Source organism: Bacillus kwashiorkori, assembly GCF_001375515.1.
Lineage (GTDB): Bacteria > Bacillota > Bacilli > Bacillales > Caldibacillaceae > Bacillus_BK > Bacillus_BK kwashiorkori.
Map to the genome: position 1 here is coordinate 12,678 of NZ_CTDX01000006.1, position 24,823 is coordinate 37,500.

The window sequence follows — 24,823 nt, forward strand, 5'->3', positions numbered from 1 at the left end:
TTTGTAAAGTTTCGTTCATCTTCTGTTCATATTGCTTTTGTATAGTAAAAATAGAACAGGAGGGAATAAAATGATTGCAAATGCAATTAAAGAAATACGTTTTTTCAAATTACGATATATATTAATCGGGTTTATCCTATTTTTTGTTGCTTCCTTAGTATTTATCATTAATGGACTTGCCAATGGGTTAGCAAATGAGAATATTGCCTCGTTAAAAAATATGGATGTGCATGCCCTTTATATTGATAAGGACTCGAACAATCGCTTGGAACAATCGCGTTTTTCCGCTACTGATATAGATGAAATAAAAAAACAAAATGGATTGGAGCCGTTTGCGTTACAAATGTTTTCATTAGAGACGGTGGAAAATAATAAAAAATTAGATGTGACACTGATGGCTGTTAATCCAAATAGTTTTTTAATGCCTGCAGTGACAGAAGGGGATTCTGTCAAGCAGTCTAAGGATCCGCAATTAGTAGTGAATGATTCCTTAAAAGAAGAGGGAGTAGAAATTGGTGACGAACTTTATGAAGAAAACTCTGGAGTCACTTTCAAAGTTGTTGGATTTACGGAAAAGGAAACATATAGTCATACACCTGTTGTATTTGTTAGTTTAGAAGTTTGGGAGGGTATGTTAGGAGACAATGTTGAACCTTTTTATAATGCCATTGTAATAAAAAATGAGCAACCAGAGTTAGCGAAAATGGTAGACAAAGCAGTGAATCATGGAATTTGGGTATCAACAGAGGATGTAATAAAAGGAATGCCAAGTCATCAAGCAGAACAAACATCGTTAAATATGATGCTCATCTTTTTAATTGTTATTGCTGTTTTTGTATTAGCTGCATTTTTCTATATTATGACCATTCAAAAACTTAATCAATTTGGTGTATTGAAAGCAATTGGGGCAAAAAATGGTTTTCTTGTTGGAACAACGATCCTACAAGTATTCTTTATTTCCAGTGTTAGTATTAGTATTGCGATAGGTTTCGCTAAATTAATGCAAGTATTATTGCCAAGCAGTATGCCCTTTGTTTTTAATCCTTTATTAATTTTTGCGTATGCCGGTATTTTGGTGCTCGTTTCCATTTTAGGTGCTTTATTTTCAACAAGGAACATTATTAAAGTAGATCCGAAAGATGCGATTGGGAGGGTGGAATAATGAGTGAAATACCATTACAGTTAGAAAATATTCGAAAGTCGTTTCAAGATGGGGATAGAGAAGTGGATATTTTCCATTCATTGTCATTTGAGGCGAAAAAAGGAGAGCTTATTGCAGTTGTAGGGCCTTCAGGTTCTGGGAAAAGTACATTTTTATCGATTGCTGGGGCGCTATTAAAACCAGATAACGGGAGAGTCATCGTTAACGGACAGGATATCGCGAGTTTCAGTGAAAAGGAAAGATCGCGCGTTCGTTTACAAGAAATCGGTTTTATTTTCCAAACTGCGAATCTCGTTCCTTTTTTAAAAGTGAAAGACCAATTAAAGCTAGTTAAAGAGTTAGCTAGTAATTGGGGAAAAGAAGCGAAAGGGATGGTTCAGGAATTATTAAATAGTGTTGGATTAGCCCATCGACTGAATCACTACCCACACCAATTATCCGGTGGAGAAAGACAGCGAGTAGCAATTGCACGTGCCTTTATGAATGATCCCGATATTATTCTTGCGGATGAACCTACTGCTAGTCTTGACCGGGAGCGAAGTGTAGAAATTGTTCAATTAATTGTAAAAGAAGTGAAGGAAAAACATAAAGCTGCGATTATTGTTACACATGATGAGGCAGTTTTACCGTTTTGCGATCAAATTTTCACATTAGATCGTGGTAAATTAATTTTTCGAGAAAGGGTCGAGGAAAAATGAGGAAGATTATTAATATGGCTTACTTTTATGCGGTGTTTGCTTTGTTAAGTGGATTATTTTACCGAGAGTTGACAAGGATCCATGATTTTTCAGGCAAGACACAATTAGGAGTGGCGCATACCCATTTGTTTGTTTTAGGTATGTTCGTGATGCTTTTTGTCTATTTATTTGCCTATACGATGAAGATACATGAAGAAAAATGGTTTACTAGTTTTTTCATCATTTACAATTTAGGAGTGCTTGTATCCACTGTCATGATGTTAACAAGAGGGACACTCCAAGTCATGGACTTTTCTATTTCTAATGGCATTGACAAAATGATTGCTGGTATGTCAGGAATCGGTCATATTTTACTGACCATCGGCTTCATCCAATTTTTACACATGTTAAGAAAACGAACAATAGCAAATAAGCCCCCTCTTAGCTAATCTAAGAGGGTTTTTCCCAACCGAATCGAGGTGAATACTAGTACCTATTCCCTTTTGGAGCAAATGGGAGTGCTTCATGTCTTATTCTGTTTCAAACGGCAAAGTAATTAGCTCGAAGCATCCCTTAATTTCCAGCAATCATTTTTCCTAATGGGCCATTTTCCAATATTATATCTTGCAGTTCAAAGACGGAAATTGGAAACATTGGAAAACCATAAGCATATGGCGTTAACTCATATAGTTGGAAAAAGATGACTAGTGTTTTATCCGCAACATAAAAGTCTTGATTTGGTTTAATTTTCTCGAATTCTCCTAAAACGAAAATGTCGCGTTCTTTTATTTGCGCTTTAATAATCTTTGATATTCTTTCTACATAATTGCTTCCCGTTTGAAAAAGGTCTGATAATCGGAAATTTTCCCCTGTTTTCGTATTAATGGTTAGCGGTTTTAAATAGGTCATCCCGTGGGCAGCTTTGTCATAATAAACGTAATTCGAAAGGGTTAAACTTAAAATATTTCTTTGGTTATTTTTAACTTCAAAAGAACCGAGCATTTCTTTCACTGTAGAAGGGACGTTAGCAAACTGGTAATTTATTAATTTCTGCGTTTCCGATACAATAAGGTTGTTAATCTTTTGTTCTACATTTATTTGATTCAAACCTCGAACGACAGGATAATAAATGACCATATTTTTATTTTGTTGGATTTTTTGTGTTAATACAATGGCGGGAAATGTAACGGGCATCTTCCTCATCCTTTTCCATTTTTTTATAAAGTATTCCATTATAGTTGCTTTCGTGTGCAAAATCCATTTTCAGGGGAAAGTTTAGTATTGTGCTTGTAATAAGAAGAACTTCCAAATACTTGTTAAAATAGTTTGCAAACCTCGAATGAACAAATTTCCTCCTTTTTATCTTCTTTCCCATTGGGCGAAAGCAGTCATAATTTTTATTATTAGTACATACAATAATTCATAAATTAATTTCAGGTCATTTGAAATTAGTTTAATAGTTTGTTAGTATAAAACGGTGGCAATTTATTATTTCGTTTAGTACGTTTCAAATTATTTTTCCTATCATCATAATGTCTTCTTTGCAAAAAGAAGGGGAACTTCTATTTTGCAATTAGAAGTAATTGTAAGGCACGTCCTAATTACAACTGGTACAGTTAAGTCCTCGCAAGCTTGCACTGTTCCATGTGAAGGAGATACATTGCGGTAATATGAAAAATAATTTCGTACTATTTTAACTTTGCCTCTTTCTGAACGGTACATGACTACCCCAAACATGTTACTGTCAGAAGCAGACCTTTCTTAACCCCTTCATCCTCATCGATTGGTTGTCTATTATTACGCTCAGTTATTTTTGCGTAATGTCTCAAAAGACAACTGTAATTAATTTCATCTATTGCGAAAAAAATTTTTGAAAGGAAGAGTTGATGGATTTTAGTAAGAGGAAATTGAATATTGTTTTTTGGATTTCAGCATTAACAATTGGAGCTGTCGTTGTCATTGGGATACTGTTTCCGAATAAATTTGCAAGAGCGGCTAACGTAGCCTTTAATTTTACGACAGGTAATTTTGGTTGGTTTTATATGCTGTTAACGATCGGGATTGTATTTTTTCTCTTTTATTTAGCTTTTAGTAAATTTGGCAGAATTAAGCTAGGTGGAGATGACGAGAAACCCGAGTTTCATTTATTTTCTTGGATCGGTATGTTATTTTCCTGTGGATTAGGGATAGGACTTGTGTTTTACGGAGTGGGTGAGCCGATGAGCCACTTTTTTACTCCTCCCTTTAACAGCATTGAAGGGCAATCGGAACAGGCAGCAAGAGTCGGGATGGGCTATACGTTCTTCCATTATGGAGTAAGTATTTGGTCCATTTATGCAATTGTTGGGCTTGCAATGGCTTATTTTCAGTTTAGAAAAAAGAAAAATGGGCTAATTTCCACATCTTTAGAACCGATGATTGGACAGAAAAAGCGGTCCAAACCGTTCAAGAATATAATAAATATATTAGCTGTTACTGCAACGGTAATGGGTGTTGCCACTTCTCTCGGTTTAGGAATATTGCAAACAAATGGTGGTCTTAACGCTGTTTTTAGTGTCCCCATTGGTATTGGAACACAATTGGTGATTATTATAATTCTGACAGTACTATATATAGCATCTTCTTATACCGGTGTAAATAAAGGAATAAAATGGTTAAGTAATTTGAATATGATATTGGCATTTGCCTTAATGGTTTTTGTCTTTTTCACAGGACCGACAGTGTTTATTTTAGAGACAATAACGGTAGGTCTTGGCGATTACATTACGAACTTTATTACTTATAGTTTTCGGATGACGCCATATACTGGAAATGATTGGATTATGGATTGGACAGTATTTTATTGGGCATGGACGATTGCATGGTCGCCATTTGTCGGCGCCTTTATTGCAAGAATTTCTCGCGGTAGAACGATACGGGAGTTTGTATTCGGAGTGGCGATTGCACCACCTGCAATATCTTTTCTTTGGTTCGGCATCTTTGGTGGTACAGCTATCTATATGGACTTGTTCGAAGGAGCAAACATAGCTACGGCAGTTAACAATGATATAACTAGCGCTGTTTTTACGATGTTTGATGGTATGCCTTTTTCATCCATTTTATCTATCATGGTGATTATTCTTATTTTCACCTTCCTCATTACCTCTGCCGATTCTGCAACATATATTTTAAGCAGTATGACAACAGGGGGAATTTTGAACCCGCCTGTCGGAGTAAAAGTTGTATGGGGAGTTTTAATTAGCGGGATTGCTACGGTTTTATTGTTTAGCAGTGGATTTTCTGGTTTACAAACAGCATCGCTCGTCTCTGCTCTTCCGTTTGGCGTGGTCATATTATTCATGATGATTTCACTCTTCAAAGTTTTACGGAACGATTCGATTCCAGAACGAGTCGTGAAGGAAGTAGTGAAAAAAGACAAACAAGCGAAACAAGCGAAACAAAAGCTACCTAATCAAAAAGTGGCAGCTCATGTCTTAACTAGCTTGAACGTCCAAAGCAAACATGATTAATGAATGTTTATTTTAGGCTAACACTACTATAGTGTTGGCCTTTTTTGAATTAAATTTTTCATATATTTATAAAAAAATGTATAACAAATTTCCCCACTCTACTTTGAGAAAATTAAACAGGAATTACGGTTGATCCCCACTAGATAAAAGTCTAAATGGAATTCTCTATACACAATATTTTGCAAAACAAATCATCGCTTATGGATTGGTTAGCAAGTGTTAAAAACAAATATTAACTTTTAAAGGATGTAGCAAAACATCTAATAATAAATTCTAATTAATCGTTAATTTTTGAGCACACTATATAAAAAGATAGCACTAGAAAATCAACAAACTTAGCAAAGCTCCTCAATAAAAAAGTTTCTTCCCGATATTTCTTGATAGAGGAACGGATACTAAGTGAAAGCGATTCATTAATATTTACATATTCTTTACAATTGCTTTATTATTCATTAACAATCAAACGTTATTCTTTACATAGAGGAATGAAGAGAGCCTTAGGAGGTTAATATGAAACGTAAAATCAACCAGCTTATCGTCTTAATTAGTATATTCGTCTTATTATCAGCTTGTGGTAATGGTAACGGTAATAACGCTGGGGGAGTAAATGGTAATGCACAAACTCTAGCTATATCAGGCTCCACATCTGTCGGTCCTTTAGCCGAAAAGTTAGCAGTGGAATATGAAAAGAAAAATGAAGGGTTAAAAATAGAAATTAATCAAATTGGCTCTTCCGCAGGTATTACAAATGCCTTAAATGGCGTTTCTGAAATAGGAATGTCCTCTCGTGATTTATCAGAAGATGAGAAGGCTAGTGGCTTACAAGAAACAGTTATCGCCTATGACGGAATTGTTGTCATTACGCATCCTTCTAATGAAATTAAAGATATTACCATTGAACAAGTAAGAGATATCTTTACTGGAAAAATCACGAACTGGAAAGAATTAGGTGGATCCGACTTAGAAATCGTTGTTGTTTCTCGGGAAGACGGTTCGGGATCTCGGGATGCTTTCCAAGAAATTGTTGGTTACAGTTCTGGACAATTAGTTAAAAGTGCTATCGTCGCAAGTGGGAATGGAAACATAAAAACAACCGTTGCTACGAATAAACATGCAGTAGGTTTTATTTCCTTTGAGTATATAGATACTTCCATTAATCCATTAAAAATAAATGGAGTTGAAGCTACTGCTGAAAATGTGCTGAATCAAAAATATCAATTATCACGTCCATTTTTATTTGTTCATCTAGAAGATAATTTAACGAAAAACGGACAAAGTTTCATTGATTATGTTTTAAGTTCAGATGGACAAAGTATTGTTAGTGATTCGGGAGCTATCCCATTAAAATAGTATTTCTAAAGAAGTGGTATTCAACGAGGACGGAGGAATTCAAATGTCCAAGGAAATTTTAAACATAGATAAATATCAAACAAATAAATCGAATAGAAAAAAATATATATTGGAGAAACTTTCAGGGAGAGTCTTTTTGTTTTGTGCCCTAATTTCTGTGATTAGTTTAATCTTAATCATTGCTTTTGTCTTTTACAAAGGTTCTCATCCTTTCGTTGCGGAAGGGTATAGTTTTCTTCAGTTTTTAACTGGTAAAGATTGGGTCCCAAGTGAAGATAAATATGGCGTTCTGCCAATGATTGTTGCATCCATTTTTGGAACAATTGGTGCGCTGATTATTGGCGTTCCGATTGGATTATTTACAGCCATTTTATTAGCAGAAATAGTTCCAAAACCAATGGCAAAAATAATTTCCTCAGCGGTCCAATTGTTAGCGGGAATTCCTTCTGTTCTATATGGGGTTTTTGGATTGGCGGTTATCGTTCCATTTTTGCAAAATAGCTTTGGTTTAGCGAAAGGACAAAGTTTAATCGCAGTCATTTTCGTTTTAGCTATTATGATGTTGCCGACTGTAGTTACAGTTGCTGAAACAGCCATTCGTGCAGTGCCCCAATCATATCGAGAAGGATCTTTAGCCCTTGGAGTTTCTGAAATTGGTACTATTTTTAAAGTAGTTATACCGGCAGCAAAGTCGGGTATTATGACAGCAATTGTTCTCGGTATGGGGAGAGCAATTGGAGAGACGATGGCAGTTATTTTAGTAGCGGGAAATAGTTTGTTAATCCCTACTAGTTTGACCGATAGTGTTAGGCCATTAACAACTAATATCGCACTTGAAATGGGGTATGCCTCTGGGATTCATCAAGAAATGCTCTTTGCAACAGGTATTATTTTATTTTCGTTTATTTTAATATTAAATTTCGTATTAGCAAGACTTAGTGCGAAAGGCGGTCATTAAGTTGAATAAAGTGAAAGATCGTATTTTATTAAGTTTACTTATATGCGCTGGATTAATAACGGTAGGCATTCTTGTAGTTATCGTAGGTTTTATTTTTTATAAAGGCATTGGACATATAAGCTTTGATTTTATTTTTAATGATTATTCACCAACGAGTGGCGGCGGTATTTGGCCAATGATTATTACAACAATTTATACGATTATTATTTCTTTAGCTATTGCTACACCGATAGGTATTTTAGCTGCTGTATATTTACAAGAATATGCAAAACAGGGAAGACTCGTGAAAATTATTCGCTTTGCAACAGAAAGTTTAACTGGTATTCCCTCCATCATTTACGGATTATTTGGGGCTGTGTTTTTTGTTGCTACTATGAAAATGGGCCTGTCCATTATTTCTGCTTCATTAACATTAACAATTATTATATTACCGGTTGTTATCCGTACTACTGAAGAGTCACTAAAGACGGTTCCCCAGTCATACCGGGAAGGATCACTCGCACTAGGAACTACAAAATTGCAGACATTATATAAAGTTGTTTTACCTAGCGCAATGCCAGGAATATTGTCAGGTGTCATTCTTTCAATGGGGAGAATCATCGGTGAATCGGCAGCAATTTTTCTAACAGCTGGTACCGTTGCTGCGATGCCGGAAAGTATTTTCTCGTCAGCAAGAACATTAACAGTTCATTCCTTTTTAGTTACTCAAGAAGCAGGCAATATTGAATTGGCGGCAGCTATTGGGATTGTACTAATCGTGTTAATTTTAACGTTGAATTTTGGGGCAACTTTTATTTCAAAAAAGTTAAATAAGGCAAACTACTAAGAGGGGAGATTGAAGATGAGCGTATCTGAGCATGTATTACAAAAATATAAAAGAGATAAATCTCCTATTTTGAATCGCCTAGATGGAAAAACAAAAATCAAAGTGGAGAACTTAAATTTGTTTTACGGAGAAAAGCAAGCATTATTTGATGTGTCTATTGACATTAAGGAAAAAGAAATTACTGCTTTAATCGGTCCTTCCGGTTGTGGAAAATCAACCTTTTTACGAACATTAAACCGAATGAATGATTTAATCGATAGTGTAAAAATTAATGGGAAAATTATCATTGATGGTGAAGATATTTATAAATCAAATGATGTCATTAAATTACGAACAAAGGTAGGTATGGTGTTTCAAAAACCAAATCTTTTTCCGATGAGTATATTTGATAATATTGCTTACGGGCCAAGGATGCATGGGATTAAAAATAAAGGTAAGCTGGAACAAATTGTGGAGGAAAGTTTACGGAGTGCGGCGATTTGGGATGAGGTGAAGGACCGCCTCAAATCATCAGCTCTCGGATTATCAGGTGGACAACAGCAAAGAGTTGCTATTGCAAGAACGATTGCGATGAAGCCAGATGTTATTTTGATGGATGAACCGACTAGTGCATTGGATCCAATTTCAACGTTAAAAGTAGAAGAATTGTTAGCGCAAATGAAAGAAGATTTTACTATTGTCATTGTTACACATAATATGCAGCAAGCAGCACGAGTCTCGGATCGAACAGCATTTTTCTTAAATGGAGAAATAATTGAGTTTGATGAAACGAGCAAAATCTTTTCAACACCAACAGATCAAAGAACGGAAGACTATGTAACAGGTCGTTTCGGATGAGGGGGAGGTAAATAATGGTAGTTCGTGAAAATTTTGAACAGAGCTTAAAAGTACTTCAAGAGAAAATAATGGAAATGACAGAACTCACGGTATCGATGTTGGAAAAGTCATTTTATGCAATGAAAACACAAGATATAGAGGCATCACTGCGTGTGATGGAGGATGATAACGAAATTGATGAATTGGAAGAAGAAATTAATCATTTAGCAATTTGGTTAGTAGTGAAAGAGTCACCGGTTGCAAGAGATTTACGGATGATTATTGGAATTATAAAAATTTCCTCTGAGATTGAACGAATTGCAGACTTTGGTGTAAATTTTGCAAAGTCAACCATTATTATGGGGAATGAAGATGAATTAATGGATGTATCCAAACTAGAACAAATGAAAGAAATTTGCATAACAATGTTAAGAAAATCGTTAGTCTCTTTCTTTGACGGAGATCTTGCTCTGGCTAAACAAGTAGGAGATATGGATGATGAAATTGATGATTTGAGTGACCAAACTTATAAAGAATTCACGAAATATTTAAGCGAGAATCCTGAAAAAACAAACCAGATTGTACAATTGCTTCTTATTAATCGTTATCTTGAACGAATCGGTGACCATATTACGAATATTGGTGAAAGTGCAGCATATTTAATCAAAGGGAGAATGTATGATTTGAATCAATAAAATTGAAAGGTTTGTTAAAATGGCTATAAGAAACATTTCTCCTAATAAGTCTCGTTAAGATGTCCGTTAGAAACGTTATTGGAGACATTTTTGACGTAGATACGAATGGAAATGTTCGCTATAATCGTTATAAGGGGCAATTGGGTGACAGTTTTCTTAAGATTTATTTTTTAGAGGGTCCATAAGACTAAATTGTCAAAAACTGATTTTTGTCCTTTATAACAATTTTACATAAAAGGAGTACAGATGATTCCTATAGCTAAACAACCATATGTAAAAGTAACGAGAAAAATTGATGAATTGGATTTGAAGCAGAAAGTTGTGGAAGAGATTCGCATGATGTATCTTTTCCTAGAAAAGATTACGACGGCATATCGTGAATTTCCGATAGAAGCAGTTTATGATATGTCCTTTAAACCGATTGGTCCAGTCGGAGGAATTCTATATTTGCATACGAATCACAACGTATATTCTTATACCGTGAACGAATCACCAAAAGACTTTATCGATGCATTTAAAAATATAAAAAGTTGTGGTAATGGCGGTTGTTAAATATCTTCACTAAAAAAAGCGGCTAAAAATCATTTGCCGCTTTTTCGTAGTGAAATGAAAAGAATTCACCTATACTTTACGCTTCTTTTTGTTCGCTCCCGTCGTCTCGTATATAGACCCCTACGTTGTTTTCCTCTAGTGCTTCCAAAAAGCCTGTTTTATCTTTCAAATTATTAATGGGGACATTAAATGCTGGAAATCCCATCCTGCGATTTGCTAAAAAAAGCTTTTTCTTTACACCAGAAAATTTGTTGAGATATTTATCTTCATCATGTAAAATAAAGCCGATCATCGGTTGGCCTTTTACTTCATAAGGAATAATGCCGTCAATCTCTTCCCAAGGAATATACCCTACGGCAGGATAAAATGCCATAATCGTAATTCCTTGACTATTAATTATTACTGCTGGTTCTTTTTTTAGCGCTTTTTTCATGATAAATATTCCAACTGGTAATAAAATAATAGCAGTTAGAACAAAAACGATAAAAGCGATCATATCTTGTTCAAGTGTATTGAATGCGATATTTATCGATATACCACCAAATAAAACTGCTAACCCTAATGTGAGAAATGATAGGAAGAACATCCTCCCCCTTGCAAAATAAAAAAACTTTTCGTTCATTTTCCACCTCATCCTCTTTTTTAAAAAATACATTTCTAAATTACGCACACGGTCAATCCCCTACTTCTGTAAATACGTCTCAAGCCTAGCCATTAACGCCCCAAATACGTCTCATCGGGAAGTATCCCTTCTTGTTTTTTTAACCTTTATTTATTTAACTATAATCTTTTTTTTGTTTAACTTATATAGGTCTTAAGCATTGAAATGGCAACAAATACCGACATTTACCCTTTCGACTGGATAATTATTATTCAACTTTACAAGGTTAGTACATTCATGTATTATTTGAATTAAAATACTTTACTGATTTTTCTTATTAAGTAACTGGGGGGATTAGGTTGGATGTGCGACTACGGCAATTAATTCGGAAGAAAAATCGTATTCTTGGTCCGGCATTTCTATTTGCTTTGTTGTTTTATTTTTTACTTCCTTTATCTCTCATGTTTATTCCTGATATTATGACACGTCCTAGCCTTTTTTATGGAATACCGTGGGCGTGGTTATATGCATTTTTGCAAATTCCAATGACTTGGTTACTTTGTTCGTTTTATCATTTGATAGCGGGAAAAGTAGAGAAGGAGATGGATACGGTGGAAAAGGAGGTAATGCATTGAATCCGACTTATTTCCTTTTTTTGATTTATATTATCGTCTGTACGCTCATTATTACCTATTGGGCGGCAAAGCGAAGTCAAACAACGAACCGTTTTTATATTGCTGCGGGGACACTTACTGGCTTTCAAAATGGAATGGCGATTGCTGGAGATTTTATTAGTGCGGCTTCATTTTTAGGTATTGTCGGAATGATTGCCATTCGTGGGTATGATGGATTTTTATATTCCATCGGTTTTTTAGTATCCTATATTGTCGTGTTGTTTTTAGTTGCTGAACCAGTCCACCGTCTAGGTAAATATTCACTTGGAGATGTTATTGGATCGCGATTTCCAAGTAAAAAAATTCGGTTAATACTTGCCTTTTGTACATTTATCATTTCGATATTGTACATGATTCCACAACTAGTCGCTTCGGGATTTTTATTACGATTACTTTTAGATATCGATTATTCCGTCTCGGTCCTAGTTATTGGGGGATTAATGACAATTTATGTAGTGGTCGGGGGAATGATTGCGACTTCTTGGGTTCAAATTGTCAAGACAGTCCTACTAATGTCAGGGACTTTTTTGCTTACATTGATTGTTTTTTCGCATTTTGACTGGGATGTTACTAGCTTATTAGATAATGTGAAAGCAGGCTCCCCTTTAAGTGACAAATTTTTTCTGCCAGGCCATCTATATAATAATTCATTGGAGTTCCTTTCGCTCCAACTTGCATTAGTACTTGGTACGGCCGGGCTGCCACATATTTTAATTCGGCTTTTTACCGTAAGAAATACTTTAGAAGTACGCCGTTCTTTATTAAGTGCGACATCGATTATCGGTTCCTTTTATATTATGACTCTTTTCCTTGGTCTTGGGACAGTAGCTTTAATCGGGTATGATTCATTAATGGCAAGTGATTCGACAGGTAATTTAGCGGCACCGTTGCTCGCAAAAGCTGTTGGAGGGGACTTTCTGTTAGCATTTGTTTCAGCAATTGCATTTACAACGATAGTTGCAGTTGTGGCAGGTCTTGTTATTTCAGCAACTACCGCATTTTCCCATGATATTTTTCATCATATTTTAAAAAGAGGCAAGTCGACAGAGAAAGAACAATTACGGGCCGCACGTTATACAGCTTTAGCAATCGGTTTAATTTCTACGTTGTTTTCTTTGCGCTTAGAAACGATTAATGTAACTTTTCTCGTCTCGATGACTTTTATCGTAGCTGCATCGAGTATTTTTCCAGTTTTATTATTAACAATATATTGGAAGCGTTTTACTGAAGTGGGGGCAATTAGTGGAATAATTAGTGGACTTTTTGCTTCCTTAGTCTTTGTTGCTTTAGGTCCATATATTATGAACCCAGTGAATGGGTGGATTGCAAAAGAATCCGTATTTTCCCTGTATAATCCAGGAATTATTACTATCCCAATTGGTTTTATAGGAGCGTGTATTGGGACATTCTTGCCATTGAAAAAACAAGAGACCGGGGATTTTCAAGCATTTTATATTAGAGCGCAGACTGGATTTGTTTTAAGGAGAGAAAAGGAATGGAAAGCTTAACGATTATTTTGTTTGAACGGTTAGGTTTACTTTTAATCATCGCTTTCGTAATGACCCGAACTCCTGGTTTCAAGTCACTATTATACCGAAAATACAGTGTGAAGATGTCTGTCGTTCATACAGCTGTATTTGGGTTGTTTGGTATAGCTAGTACTGTTACGGGAATAGTTATAGAAGAAACTGGTTATGTTAGTCATTCCTTAATTTTTCTCCCAGTAGGGGATAGCCAACTTATCGTAAGTTTAAGTCTTGTGGCGATTGTTATTGCTGGTTTATTAGGAGGCCCGACTCTTGGATTGGGGGCAGGGGTGATTACTGGTATTCATTTGTTTTTTCTAGGTGGTGTCGGAGCAGTCGCAAATGCGCTAGTGAACCCATTCACCGGTTTGTTAGCTGGTTTAACTGCTAGATTTTTTTCTAATGAACGGGTTATTTCCCCGTTGAAGGCGTTGTTTATCGGAGTATTTCCTCCAGTTTTACATATGCAATTATTATTACTAATGTATGCAAATAATGTGGATATGGTAGACGTAGTAAATACGATTGGCATACCGCTAGTTTTATCAAATAGTACGGCAATCGCTATTTTTACTGCGATGATAGGGATTGTTTTGCGAGAACAGGAAAATGAGGCTGCCTTAGCATCGAAACAAGCATTAACCATTGCTAAAGAGGCATTACCATTTTTAAAAAAAGATTCTCAGTTGGAGGTTGCCAACGGGCTTGCAGACTTATTGTATAGTCGGCTTAGGTTAGCAGCAGTTTCCATTGCCGATTATGAAGTCGTTTTAGCACATAAAGGTTTAGGGGAAGAACATCATAAAATGGGGGATAAAATATTACCTCCATTCGCACGAAAAGTGATTGAACAAAAAAATATGCAAGTGATACTTGGGAAAAATGATATTATGTGCCCAAATAAAAACTGTCCCCTTGAGGCAGCAATAGTCATACCGATTATTGAAGATAATGAGGTTACTTATTTAATTTCATTTTACTATCGGAAACAAGAGCATATATCTCCTGTTGATAGGATGATGGCACAAGGATTAGGCCAATTTATTTCTGACCAATTAAACATGCTCGGTGCAGAAAAACTAAAAGCACATATTCGTGACGCAGAACTTAGAAATTTACAGGCACAAATTAATCCGCATTTTTTATTTAACACCCTACAGCTAATTGCTGGCTTATTCCGTGAAAATCCAGCTAATGCGAGACATGTTACATTGCAACTAGCCAACTATATGCGCTTTAATTTACGCCTTGTGTCCAAATCATTAGTAGAGTTAAAGAAAGAATGTGAACATGTAGAAGCATACACATCAATTATTCAAGAGCGGTTTAAAGGGAGATTGCAAATTAAATTTATTAAACCAGAGGATCTTTCTAATATTTATATACCCCCGTCTACCATTCAACCATTAATTGAAAACTCTGTACAGCATGGATTGAAAAATATTTTAGATGGAGCGAGGATTGATATTTTAATAGAGCGAAAGAACGGTCAATTGTCCGTTTCCGTCCGAGACAATGGCAGCGGATTTCCAAACGATATTTTACCTTTTGTTAGTCATCAACCATTAGCAAGTGATCATAATGGTGGAACTGGTATATATAATGTGAATCAACGATTAGTGCAGTTATTAGGGGAATCAGCTCGGTTACATATTCGTAATTTGACTTCAGGTGGAAGTGAAGTGAAATTTTCTATTCCTGATTCATCTCATATAAAGAAAAGCGGGTGATAGAGTGAATGAAATTCGTGTAATGATAGCTGAAGACGAATTGATGGCGAGAAAGGAATTGCTTTATTTATTGAACGAGGAAAAGGGGATTATTCTTACGCCCCACGCTGAAACAGGGGAGCAACTTATTGAATTATATTCAGAACACCGACCAGATGTAATTTTTCTAGATGTAGAGATGCCTGGGTTAACTGGTATGGAGGCAGCAAGATATATTTTAAAACAAGCACCTATTCCACCCCCGTTATTTGTTTTTACAACAGCTTATGATGAATATGCAATGGATGCGTTTGATGTGGAGGCAGTTGATTATTTGTTGAAACCATATGATGAAACGAGATTTCGTAGGACAATGGAACGAATCCGAAAGAGTTTCACCAGTCAAAAAAATCATAACGGTATTTTGGATAAACAACGGAAACCACCTGTAGGCAAGTTGTTAATTGACGATGGGGAACGAATGGTTGTCGTTTCACCTGATTCCATTTATTTCGCTGTGCCTAATAGACGTTTACTTGAAATTCATACAGAAGATGAAGTTATTTTGAGTCGAATGACTTTACATGAATTAGAGGAGCAACTGTCTGGATATTCGTTTTTCCGAGCCCATCGAAGTTATTTAGTCAACTTGGACCATGTGTTAGAAATAACACCTTGGTTCAACGGTACGAGTAATTTGACATTAAAAGATAAAAACAGGACGAAAATCCCTGTAAGTCGTTCCGCAAGTAAAATGATTCTTGAGATATTTAAAAGGTGAATGTTTTGGATTAGCTAATTTTTCTAATTAAATAAAAGGGGGTTATTGTTTACGCTCATTTTTCTTGATCGTTTTCCTCGGAATAGCAGCCCATATTCATAAATACTAATTTTTGTAAGGATTAATTCAGAGTACTCGATTTTTTAGCTAGATAATAGTGTTTGAGAAAATAGAAATAGTGTCGTTTCCGTTCCTGGTGCGAGACTATTTTTATTTGTACCTATAGATAAAAGGGTTATACCTTTCATTTTGGACGTTCAGTTATGCCATTGGCGGTGTCAATCTGTACCATTCACACAACAATTTCGACCATTTGCCCATTTTTTAAATATAAAATATTTAAAATAAATATAATTATCATTAAGTTGAATGAAAGGGGATGGTCTATTTTGGCTCAAGAGGAATTAAGCATAAGTAAAAAAAGGAAAAATATCGACTATGTCAAAGTTGAAAGCAGTCTTCAGTTTAAACAGTTTCTAAGTAAGAAGAAAAAGTTTTTAATTCCGATGACCGTATTTTTTATGGTGTTTTATTTTCTACTGCCAATTTTCACCTCTTATACGAAATTTTTAAACACCTCAGCAATTGGGGATATTTCTTGGGCTTGGATTTTTGCTATCGCCCAGTTTGTCATGGTATGGGTGTTAAGTGCTATTTATGTGAAAAAAGCTTCTCAGTTTGATAAAGAAGCAGATCAAATTATTAATGATCAGTTAAACTAAGGGGGGGAAGAGCTTATGGATCCAATGGTAGTGATACTTTTTTTAGCAATTGTCATTCTTACGCTAGTGATTACCTATATTGCGGCAAAACAGACGAAATCAACAGGTGACTTTTATACAGCAGGTGGAGGCTTGACTGGATGGCAAAATGGACTAGCTATTGCAGGTGATTATTTATCAGCAGCATCCTTTTTAGGAATTGCTGGAATGATTGCTTTGCAAGGATTTGACGGGTTTTTCTATAGTATTGGATTTTTAATTGCTTATTTAGTTGTCTTATTGTTAGTTGCAGAGCCGTTAAGGAATCTTGGTAAATATACGTTAGCTGATATGATTAATTCCCGATTTGACGCGAAAAAAGTAAGGGGAGCTGCAGCACTTAGTACGATTACTATTGTGTTATTTTACATGATTGCTCAGTTAGTAGGTGCTGGTGCACTTATTCAACTGTTATTTGATATCCCTTATTGGATTGCTGTCTTAATTGTTGGTGTAATGATGACGATTTACGTATTGTTCGGCGGAATGATTGCTACAAGCTGGGTACAAATTACAAAAGCTGTACTGCTCATGGCAGGAATGATCATCATCTCTTTCTTGGTGTTAATGAAGTTTAACTTTAATATTGGTGCGATGTTTACCGAAGTGAAAACAGCAACGAGTCATGGTGCTGATTATTTAAATCCAGGAATTAAATATACCGATCCTTTGGGAACGCTTTCATTAATGCTTGCCTTAGTTCTTGGGACGGCTGGTCTTCCACATATACTAATGCGTTTCTTTACTGTAAAGGATGCTAAGACGGCAAGAAGTTCTGTTATTACGGCAACTTGGACGATAGGAATTTTTTATATTTTAACATTGTTTTTAGGTTTTGGAGCAGCCATTTTCGTCGGAGAAAGTGAGATTTTGAAAGCTAATCCAGGTGGAAATATGGCAGCACCGTTACTTGCAGAAGCAATTGGCGGTAATATTTTATTTGCCTTTATCTCAGCTGTAGCATTTGCGACAATTTTAGCGGTAGTAGCCGGATTAGTATTGTCAGGGGCGTCTGCATTTGCCCATGATATTTATGCACAAATTATTAAAAAAGGAAATATTACTGAAAGGCAGCAAATGTTAGCAGCACGTTATGCAGCATTAGGAGTATCTGTTGTATCAATAATTCTCTCATTAGGTGCACAATATTTGAATGTTGCTTTTTTAGTTTCTTTAGCATTCTGTATTGCTGCAAGTGCTAATTTACCAGTCATCTTATATACAGTATATTGGAAGCGCTTTAATACAACAGGAGCAGTTTGGGCGGTGCTATCCGGATTGATTTCTGCGCTAGTTTTAGTGTCCATTAGTCCGAGTGTGTTCTCACCTGTGGAGGGAGCGGCGTTATTTGTCGGAAATCCAATATTCCCATTGGATAATCCAGCATTAGTAAGTGTTCCTATAGGTTTTCTTGGCGGTTATTTAGGAACTATTTTTTCTAAGGAAAATGATTTGAAACGCTTTGCAGAAGTATCTGTGCGAGCACATACTGGTTTTAAAGAAATGGAGTAAGTTAGCGTAGTAGTAAATCTTTTTGAAAGATTAAGTTTAACGAAGTTTCGCACCTTTGTTGAAGGATGAAAAAATGATAAAAAGGTAGATTATTAAAAAGTACGCAATAATAACTTTGCGACAGTTGAAATATTGCAGTTTTCACTTGTGAAAAACGTATTTCAACTGTTTTGCATATTCATTTGATAGTTTAATAAACTTTTACAAAGATGTTTTTCATAGACAAGTTCAAGATAATAAAGGGGATGAGGTGGTTTGGTAATGATTAATCAAACAGTGAATGAAAAGTTGGTAAATTATCCACAACAACCACATGGGGGAAAATTAGTTAATCGGGTGTTAACTGGAGAAGCAAGAGACACGGCGATGGAAAGGGCAAAAACATTGCCAATTATTATGGTAGACTTAGAGGCTGTTATTACGCTTGAAATGATTGCAACAGGGGTATTATCACCGAATGAAGGGTTTATGAATGAGGCAGATTATAAATCTGTTTTAGAGGAAGGACGTTTAGCTAATGGAATTGTTTGGCCAGTCCCTCTTAGCTTCGCGCCAATTGGCGACAGAAATAAGCAAGTAATTAAATCTTTATCAATAGGTGATGAGGTTGCATTAGTAGATGAGTCAAAAGAACCGGTAGCGATTTTGAAAATAGAGGACATTTTTGATTATGATCGAGAGTTTCGTGCACAACATCTATTTGGCACAACAGATCGAAATCACCCAGGAGTTGATTCCATCTATCGAAGAATGGGGGATACCGCTTTAGGCGGACCAATCCAATTACTACGCCGAGTTCATTGGGGACCATTTGAGAGTTTGCGGATGGAGCCAAAAGATACGTGGAAGTTATTTTATGAAGAGAAGAAATTTAAATCAGTAGCTGGATTTATTACAGGGGCTAATCCACTTCATCGCGGCCATGAATATATTCATCGGAATGCGTTGGAAGAAATGGATGGTTTATTTGTTCAGCCGTTAGTAGAAATGGCAAAGCGGGAATATACAAGACATGAATTTCGGATGCTTTCATACCGGGCTGTGTTAGATACGTATTATCCGAAGAAACGGACGATTCTTGCGCCGCTCCGTGTGACGTATATTTTTGCAGGTCCACGCGAAGCAGTTCTCCATGCGTTAATTATGAAAAATTATGGCTGTACCCACGCACTAATTGGCCGTGATCATGCTGGTGTGGGCGACTATTATGATAAATATGCTAGTCACACAATTTTTGATAAATTTACGAAGGAAGAACTTGGAATTGATATTCGTCTATTCCATGAAGTATTTTATTGCACGCGATGTAACCATTTGGCAACAGAACAAACTTGTCCACATGCAGATAATTATCGAATCAATATTTCTGGAACAGGGATCCGTGAATTGTTACGTTACGGTGTGTTGCCACCAAAGGAAATCGTCCGACCAGAATCTGCCAGAATTGCAATGCAAGGGGTGCAACCAAAAGGCGTGGATGAAGCGGGGATGGCGATTAATCCAGTAGGAAAAACGATTAAATCGATTTTCCCATATTACTTACATTCTAAAGGAATTGGTGGAGTGAAGCGCAATCGTCCGCTGCATGTGGAGGAATTAACGATTGAGGATTTAGAAATAGCAATAAAGGATGCTCGGGAAAATGCAGACAGAGTGTATCGAGAAGTTTTCGAAGAATTCAGTTATGTAACAGATAGTCTTCGTTCTGTCCAACCAAATTGGGTTGCTGAAGCCCGCGAATCAATTCGCCGTCAGCAACAAATGGTAATAGACAATTTGTCAGAAAAAGTCAATCGCGCTTCGGAAAAATCGTCAGATGAATTTTTGTACCAAGATAAAACAGAGGCTGAACGGGAATTAGAAGTAGCAAAGAAAATTTTGGAAGATATTCCTGCAGCTTTAAGAAAAGAGGACTTAGAGTATCGAGTATGGAACCCACTGCCTTATAAGCGATACCGTGGCAGTGATGAGGAATAAACAATTCAAGAAGATAGTTTGTTACAGTTTCAGTGCATTCCTTTTTTAAAAAAGGGGTGCACTTCTTCTTTTGTGAAAAGTGTACGTAACTAAACAATTTTCCCTTATTATTTAAACGAGAGTTATTTATTGAAAGAATTATTTATAAATGGGGAATTTTATGGTATGTTTTAAAAAAGGCTGTGTTAAATGCTTAAAATAAAATAATTACTAAAGTGATAACATTTTTCTTCACGCGATGTTCGTCGGAGTAGATAACAAGAAAAGATGCTAATTTAATCTATGTATGTCACACAGGATATGGGGTGGTTTCTCTTGAAGAACAATGGACAAATGGACAAAATAAATCGAAAACTAGTGCAGTTTTTGAATGAAAATGAAAAAATGATTTTAGATATTTGGGAAGGACAAATTATTGTTCATACTACGGAAGATAATTTAGCATTAATTAGAAATAACGGTCATTTTATGTTTCAACTTGTAACAAATTCCATTAATAACAATCTTTCTGAGGATGACTTAAAAACACTTGCACATAAAGTTGCCAAGGAGCGCTTAGAAGCAAACATCAATATTGGTGAATTTGTTTATAATGTCAATCTTGGAAGAAGTATCATCGTTAAATATGTAAATCAATCCGGTATTCAGCTTGAGGATTTGCAACCAATTATTGATTTAATTAATCGACAGTTCGATTTATTTTGTTATTATGCTGTATCACACTACACGCAATTAAAAGATAATAAAATTCAAGAAAAAAACTTGTTTATCACCCAAACACATAAAGACAGGTTGGCGATATTGGGGCAAATGTCTTCAAGTTTTGTTCATGAATTTAGAAACCCTCTTACATCGATAATGGGATTTATTAGACTATTAAAAGATGAACACCCTTCCTTGCCGTATTTACATATAATCTCTTCCGAACTGGAGCAACTGAACTTCCGAATAACTAAATTTCTCCATACGTCTAAATTGAAGGATGAAGGCGAAAGTGAGAAGGAAGTGATTCCGATTAAATTACTTTTAGAAGAAGTGATTGATTTCTTATATCCAAGCCTTGTAGACGGGAATATTGATGTGACGACAAAAATAGATGAACACTCCAAAGTATTCGGTAATAAAGATGAATTGAAACAAGTTTTTTTAAATTTATTCATGAACGCAATTGATGCGGTTAACCAAGAGCAAAGAAAGAAAAAAATACTTATCCAATCGAATATGGACAAAAAAGTTATAAATATTGCAATCTCTAATAATGGCCCAACGATTCCTCGTGATCAAGCAAAAGTTATTTTCGAACCTTTTTATACGACAAAAAGATTAGGCACAGGAATCGGCTTATTTGTATGTAAAAACATTGTCGAAAAGCATAGTGGAACAATTCAATGCTTACCTTTTGAAGATACAACTACATTTCAAATCCAGTTACCGGTTTTTTTGGTGGCGACTGAAAAAGCCGAATAGGTTTATTATTTCTATGAAAAAAGCTAGTCCAAACCTATAGATGCATTTGAACGAGCGCTGGGGAGAAATCAGCAGAGTAAGAGAAACAGCTTGGTAAGGAGCAGCAAATAAAAGCACATTATTTTGTATTAAAATAAATAACAATTCTTTTGGAATATACTCTTGCAAGACTAAAGTGTTGGTTATTGAAATATCGTTGCATAAAAGTTTAATATTAAATGTAACTGGACGAGCGTTATTGGTGAGATATTTTTTAATCGTTTGATTACAAGTACATAATGGTGGAATTTTATATAAAGGGAGAGATGGATAATTTTTAAAATGGATAGTAGTAACATCGTAGGAAATACTCCTCGCAAAATGAGGCGAAAAGCATTAAGAACGATATTGAAAAAGGTCGTGTTCATTATCTTGTTAGTTTTTGTAATGATAGTGGCAGTAATAACAATCTACATAAACACCCATCCTACTTTTGGGGCTAATCCAACGAAAGATCAGAAAGAATTATATGCTACTTTTGATAACTATAAAGATGGGAAATTTGTTTATAAAGATAGTAATGAGGAAGAAAATGTAATCGATAAATTCTCTGTATATAAAACCGATATAGGGAAAGGAAATCGAAGCCCTTCTGATAAAATTCCAATTTCAAAGATTGATTGGAGTTTAATTAATAGGAAAACTGATAATCTTACTTGGTTTGGACACTCTACTTTTTTATTGACAATCGATGAAAAGAAGCTCCTTATTGATCCGATGTTTAGTCGCTTTGCTTCACCAGTATCATTTGCGGGACCGAAACGGTTTAGTGATGATTGGCTAAATGCAATAAAGGAATTGCCACCAATAGATGCAGTCCTCATCACCCATGATCATTACGACCATTTAGATTATCAGTCGATAAAAAAACTGAAAGATAAAGTTGACCATTTTTTTGTTCCTTATGGTGTTGGCAACCATTTACGCCATTGGGGCATTGCTGATGATCAGATTAAGGAACTAAATTGGTGGGATGAAACGACGTTTGGAGGGTTAAAGTTCGTATTAACCCCAGCAAAGCATTTCTCTGGCAGAGGACTGTTTAACAGGAATTCGACATTATGGGGTGGTTGGATAATAATCGGTAACGAGACAAGGCTTTGTACTAGCGGAGATGGTAGTTATGGTCCGCACTTTGAAGAAATTGGAAAAAAATATGGTCCGTTCGATCTTACATTAATAGAAGGTGGCCAATATGATAAACGCTGGCCAAATTCACATATGATCCCCGAGGAATCGGTACAAGCCCATATCGATTTAAAGGGCAGGCAAATGATGCTTGTCCATTGGGGAGCTTTTACTTTAGCTAGACATGCATGGACAGAACCGATTGAACGGGCTATGACGGAAGCTGAGAAAAAAGCAGTTAACCTAATTGTTCCACAAATTGGTGAAACCATCTTTTTAGAGGAGAGTATAACACATCCAATTTCATCATGGTGGCAAGAATAACTTTATTTAGTAAAATGGAACTTCTCTCATGAGAAGTTTTTTTTATATTTTAAGCTATAGGGTTGTTTAAAATGAAAGATTGGAGTAAAACACTTTAAATGGAAAAAATGCGCAATTATGCAACGATCTTTGCTTAGAGCAATAAGGAGTATAGTAGGCACTATTAATTAAAAGAAGAAAACTTTTTATCATAAAATCCCCTAAAATTGACACAATAATGGAGGTAGTGTCAAAAGTTCTATGAAAAAACAGTTTTGATGAGGATTTTCTTTCGTAAAGTTGAGGTGAGGCTCCGCCATTTGCCCTTGACAAACACGCCAATGGTTATGTCAGGTGTAACAAGGGAGGGAACAAAATGTAGGCATGACAAATACGCCCTTAAAAGGAGTGGAATAATGATAAAGGGTATTGTGTTTTCTTCTATATTAGTATTTTTTACGTTTCCATTACAAGCGAATGCGAACAAGGAAATTCCAATTTTAATTTATCATTCTATTCAAGAATATAAAGGAACTGGACAAAAAGAGTTATTTGTCACACCTGAAAATTTTGAGCAACAAATTATCTATTTGCGGGAACATGGTTTTACTTTGTTAACGTTTGAACAATGGGAGAAAAGACATAATGTGAAGAAACCAATCTTTATAACTTTTGACGACGGATATAAAAATAATTTGAACGTACTAGAGATTTTTCAAAAGCAAAAAACGGCACAATTTCATCCAACAGCTACTATATTTGTTATATCTGATTTCATTGGTCGGACTAATCGACTATCGAAAGCTGACTTAAAAATGCTTGCAGACTCGGGTTTTTTCTCCATTCAATCTCACACAGCAACTCACCCAAATTTAAGAGAGACAAAGAATCTTTCATATGAGTTAAAAAGCTCAAAAGAAAAAATCGAAAAAATTACCGGTAAAAATGTCATAGCTATTGCCTATCCTTATGGAGAAAGAGATAAAAAAGTAATTAACGAAACAAAAAATTATTATCGGTTTGGCTTAACAACTATTCCAAAGTTATATTCCGAAACTTCTATTCCTAATGAACTTTACTTACTTCCAAGAGTATATGTTAAATACTCGACTACTTTAGAGGAATTTGCAATCATAGTTGAAGGGAAAGCTTCTTGAATTGAATTATTGGTGTATATTAAAACTAGTATCATGGACATCTCAACTCAACTTTTCAAAATTACTCAGCTAAAACAATCACAGAAAATGGATAGTCTTTCCATCTCTTTAGCTATTGACTATTAGATGAATCGCATATATACTAAGAAAGTCGCTTTTATGAGAATAAGAAGCTCTTAAAAAGTGACGAAGGAAGTTGAAAATAAGTATTGACAAATTAAATGAGATTCAGTACAATATAATTTGTCTTTAAAAAATGTAATGTTAATCACGAAAAAGTTTATTAAAAAAAGTGGTTGACAAACGAAAATGATTTTGATATAATATAAGAGTTGTTTCAAAAATTAAAGCTAATTAATTGAACCTTGAAAACTGAACAAGACAAAGCGTTAAACATGCTAGTATTTTAAATGAGCAAATCAAACTTTTTTGGAGAGTTTGATCCTGGCTCAGGACGAACGCTGGCGGCGTGCCTAATACATGCAAGTCGAGCGAACCAATAAAACTTCGGTTTTACTGGTTAGCGGCGGACGGGTGAGTAACACGTGGGCAACCTGCCTGTAAGACTGGGATAACTCACGGAAACGTGGGCTAATACCGGATAGTTTTTTCTCTTGCATAAGAGAAAAAGGAAAGGAGGCGC

The 24,823-nt window shown here is 35.5% G+C and carries 22 protein-coding genes and 1 rRNA gene (1 of these 23 running past the window's edge); 21 read left to right on the forward strand and 2 right to left on the reverse strand.

All coding sequences use genetic code 11. The features are described 5' to 3' along the window. Window positions 1-70: 70 nt before the first annotated feature. From BN1242_RS01840 to BN1242_RS01850, 3 genes are read left to right on the forward strand one after another with little or no spacing between them, the layout of a single operon-like run. Window positions 71-1,162 (forward strand): ABC transporter permease, encoded by a 1,092-nt coding sequence (locus tag BN1242_RS01840; RefSeq protein WP_062350503.1) that lies wholly within the window; start codon window positions 71-73, stop codon window positions 1,160-1,162. After that, window positions 1,162-1,860, forward strand: a complete 699-nt coding sequence (locus BN1242_RS01845; protein ID WP_062350506.1) for an ABC transporter ATP-binding protein — start codon at window positions 1,162-1,164, stop codon at window positions 1,858-1,860. Before BN1242_RS01840 ends, BN1242_RS01845 begins: the two co-directional genes overlap by 1 nt. Window positions 1,861-1,874: 14 nt before the next feature. After that, entirely contained in the window at window positions 1,875-2,288 is a 414-nt protein-coding gene (locus BN1242_RS01850; protein ID WP_238985065.1) for a DUF2871 domain-containing protein, read from the forward strand. A gap of 124 nt (window positions 2,289-2,412) precedes the next feature. On the opposite strand, the gene BN1242_RS01855 is transcribed toward BN1242_RS01850, so the two are convergent. After that, window positions 2,413-3,033: a DUF3298 and DUF4163 domain-containing protein gene (locus BN1242_RS01855; protein ID WP_062350511.1), complete on the reverse strand. Its 621-nt coding sequence runs from the start codon at window positions 3,031-3,033 to the stop codon at window positions 2,413-2,415. 692 nt (window positions 3,034-3,725) lie between these two features. On the opposite strand from BN1242_RS01855, the gene BN1242_RS01860 reads away from it, so the two are divergent. The 7 genes from BN1242_RS01860 (at window position 3,726) to BN1242_RS01890 (ending at window position 10,545) form a co-directional block, all read left to right on the forward strand. Continuing rightward, window positions 3,726-5,348 carry a BCCT family transporter gene (locus BN1242_RS01860; protein ID WP_071435397.1) on the forward strand — a complete coding sequence of 541 codons (1,623 nt, stop codon included), beginning with the start codon at window positions 3,726-3,728 and terminating at the stop codon, window positions 5,346-5,348. Between the two features lie 510 nt (window positions 5,349-5,858). Next, window positions 5,859-6,698, forward strand: a complete 840-nt coding sequence (locus BN1242_RS01865; protein ID WP_062350514.1) for a phosphate ABC transporter substrate-binding protein — start codon at window positions 5,859-5,861, stop codon at window positions 6,696-6,698. 43 nt (window positions 6,699-6,741) lie between these two features. Continuing rightward, window positions 6,742-7,656: a phosphate ABC transporter permease subunit PstC gene (gene pstC / locus BN1242_RS01870; RefSeq protein ID WP_062350517.1), complete on the forward strand. Its 915-nt coding sequence runs from the start codon at window positions 6,742-6,744 to the stop codon at window positions 7,654-7,656. A gap of 10 nt (window positions 7,657-7,666) precedes the next feature. Beyond that, window positions 7,667-8,482, forward strand: a complete 816-nt coding sequence (pstA, locus tag BN1242_RS01875) for a phosphate ABC transporter permease PstA (protein WP_238985067.1) — start codon at window positions 7,667-7,669, stop codon at window positions 8,480-8,482. Between the two features lie 15 nt (window positions 8,483-8,497). Then, on the forward strand, window positions 8,498-9,319 hold the full coding sequence (gene pstB, locus BN1242_RS01880; protein ID WP_077216071.1) for a phosphate ABC transporter ATP-binding protein PstB: 822 nt from the start codon (window positions 8,498-8,500) through the stop codon (window positions 9,317-9,319). Between the two features lie 14 nt (window positions 9,320-9,333). Next, on the forward strand, window positions 9,334-9,993 hold the full coding sequence (phoU, locus tag BN1242_RS01885) for a phosphate signaling complex protein PhoU (protein ID WP_071435399.1): 660 nt from the start codon (window positions 9,334-9,336) through the stop codon (window positions 9,991-9,993). 246 nt (window positions 9,994-10,239) lie between these two features. Next, window positions 10,240-10,545, forward strand: a complete 306-nt coding sequence (locus BN1242_RS01890; RefSeq protein ID WP_062350525.1) for a hypothetical protein — start codon at window positions 10,240-10,242, stop codon at window positions 10,543-10,545. A gap of 76 nt (window positions 10,546-10,621) precedes the next feature. On the opposite strand, the gene BN1242_RS01895 is transcribed toward BN1242_RS01890, so the two are convergent. After that, entirely contained in the window at window positions 10,622-11,167 is a 546-nt protein-coding gene (locus tag BN1242_RS01895) for an STM3941 family protein (RefSeq protein ID WP_158661033.1), read from the reverse strand. A gap of 344 nt (window positions 11,168-11,511) precedes the next feature. Here BN1242_RS01895 and BN1242_RS01900 point away from each other — a divergent pair, with 344 nt between their 5' ends. The 11 genes from BN1242_RS01900 to BN1242_RS01950 form a co-directional block, all read left to right on the forward strand. Then, window positions 11,512-11,781, forward strand: a complete 270-nt coding sequence (locus BN1242_RS01900) for a DUF485 domain-containing protein (protein WP_238985068.1) — start codon at window positions 11,512-11,514, stop codon at window positions 11,779-11,781. After that, window positions 11,778-13,328, forward strand: a complete 1,551-nt coding sequence (locus BN1242_RS01905) for a solute symporter family protein (RefSeq protein ID WP_062350534.1) — start codon at window positions 11,778-11,780, stop codon at window positions 13,326-13,328. The genes BN1242_RS01900 and BN1242_RS01905 overlap by 4 nt, the downstream gene beginning before the upstream one ends. After that, a complete protein-coding gene (locus BN1242_RS01910) occupies window positions 13,316-15,076 on the forward strand; it encodes a LytS/YhcK type 5TM receptor domain-containing protein (protein WP_062350536.1) in 1,761 nt (586 codons plus the stop codon). The genes BN1242_RS01905 and BN1242_RS01910 overlap by 13 nt, the downstream gene beginning before the upstream one ends. Before the next feature lie 22 nt (window positions 15,077-15,098). Continuing rightward, complete coding sequence (locus BN1242_RS01915; RefSeq protein WP_062350551.1) at window positions 15,099-15,836, forward strand: LytR/AlgR family response regulator transcription factor; 738 nt, start codon at window positions 15,099-15,101, stop codon at window positions 15,834-15,836. Between the two features lie 389 nt (window positions 15,837-16,225). After that, window positions 16,226-16,558 carry a DUF485 domain-containing protein gene (locus BN1242_RS01920; RefSeq protein ID WP_062350538.1) on the forward strand — a complete coding sequence of 111 codons (333 nt, stop codon included), beginning with the start codon at window positions 16,226-16,228 and terminating at the stop codon, window positions 16,556-16,558. 15 nt (window positions 16,559-16,573) lie between these two features. Beyond that, complete coding sequence (locus tag BN1242_RS01925; RefSeq protein WP_062350540.1) at window positions 16,574-18,109, forward strand: solute symporter family protein; 1,536 nt, start codon at window positions 16,574-16,576, stop codon at window positions 18,107-18,109. A 261-nt stretch (window positions 18,110-18,370) separates the two neighbouring features. Beyond that, entirely contained in the window at window positions 18,371-20,086 is a 1,716-nt protein-coding gene (locus BN1242_RS01930; RefSeq protein ID WP_062350542.1) for a sulfate adenylyltransferase, read from the forward strand. A 315-nt stretch (window positions 20,087-20,401) separates the two neighbouring features. Continuing rightward, complete coding sequence (locus BN1242_RS01935) at window positions 20,402-21,553, forward strand: histidine kinase N-terminal domain-containing protein (RefSeq protein WP_238985066.1); 1,152 nt, start codon at window positions 20,402-20,404, stop codon at window positions 21,551-21,553. A gap of 426 nt (window positions 21,554-21,979) precedes the next feature. Continuing rightward, a complete protein-coding gene (locus BN1242_RS01940) occupies window positions 21,980-23,044 on the forward strand; it encodes an MBL fold metallo-hydrolase (protein WP_420805994.1) in 1,065 nt (354 codons plus the stop codon). Window positions 23,045-23,439: 395 nt separating this feature from the next. Beyond that, window positions 23,440-24,180: a polysaccharide deacetylase family protein gene (locus BN1242_RS01945; RefSeq protein WP_062350545.1), complete on the forward strand. Its 741-nt coding sequence runs from the start codon at window positions 23,440-23,442 to the stop codon at window positions 24,178-24,180. A 426-nt stretch (window positions 24,181-24,606) separates the two neighbouring features. After that, window positions 24,607-24,823 (forward strand): 16S ribosomal RNA (locus BN1242_RS01950) (it continues 1,332 nt past the right edge of the window).

Bases quoted from the DNA above. Each gene is read 5' to 3' on its own strand.
- BN1242_RS01840 (WP_062350503.1), top strand. From the start codon at position 71: ATGATTGCAAATGCAATTAAAGAAATACGTTTTTTCAAATTACGATAT.
- BN1242_RS01845 (WP_062350506.1), top strand. From the start codon at position 1,162: ATGAGTGAAATACCATTACAGTTAGAAAATATTCGAAAGTCGTTTCAA.
- BN1242_RS01850 (WP_238985065.1), top strand. From the start codon at position 1,875: ATGGCTTACTTTTATGCGGTGTTTGCTTTGTTAAGTGGATTATTTTAC.
- BN1242_RS01855 (WP_062350511.1), bottom strand. From the start codon at position 3,033: ATGCCCGTTACATTTCCCGCCATTGTATTAACACAAAAAATCCAACAA.
- BN1242_RS01860 (WP_071435397.1), top strand. From the start codon at position 3,726: ATGGATTTTAGTAAGAGGAAATTGAATATTGTTTTTTGGATTTCAGCA.
- BN1242_RS01865 (WP_062350514.1), top strand. From the start codon at position 5,859: ATGAAACGTAAAATCAACCAGCTTATCGTCTTAATTAGTATATTCGTC.
- pstC (WP_062350517.1), top strand. From the start codon at position 6,742: ATGTCCAAGGAAATTTTAAACATAGATAAATATCAAACAAATAAATCG.
- pstB (WP_077216071.1), top strand. From the start codon at position 8,498: ATGAGCGTATCTGAGCATGTATTACAAAAATATAAAAGAGATAAATCT.
- phoU (WP_071435399.1), top strand. From the start codon at position 9,334: ATGGTAGTTCGTGAAAATTTTGAACAGAGCTTAAAAGTACTTCAAGAG.
- BN1242_RS01890 (WP_062350525.1), top strand. From the start codon at position 10,240: ATGATTCCTATAGCTAAACAACCATATGTAAAAGTAACGAGAAAAATT.
- BN1242_RS01895 (WP_158661033.1), bottom strand. From the start codon at position 11,167: ATGAACGAAAAGTTTTTTTATTTTGCAAGGGGGAGGATGTTCTTCCTA.
- BN1242_RS01910 (WP_062350536.1), top strand. From the start codon at position 13,316: ATGGAAAGCTTAACGATTATTTTGTTTGAACGGTTAGGTTTACTTTTA.
- BN1242_RS01915 (WP_062350551.1), top strand. From the start codon at position 15,099: ATGATAGCTGAAGACGAATTGATGGCGAGAAAGGAATTGCTTTATTTA.
- BN1242_RS01925 (WP_062350540.1), top strand. From the start codon at position 16,574: ATGGATCCAATGGTAGTGATACTTTTTTTAGCAATTGTCATTCTTACG.
- BN1242_RS01930 (WP_062350542.1), top strand. From the start codon at position 18,371: ATGATTAATCAAACAGTGAATGAAAAGTTGGTAAATTATCCACAACAA.
- BN1242_RS01940 (WP_420805994.1), top strand. From the start codon at position 21,980: ATGATAGTGGCAGTAATAACAATCTACATAAACACCCATCCTACTTTT.
- BN1242_RS01945 (WP_062350545.1), top strand. From the start codon at position 23,440: ATGATAAAGGGTATTGTGTTTTCTTCTATATTAGTATTTTTTACGTTT.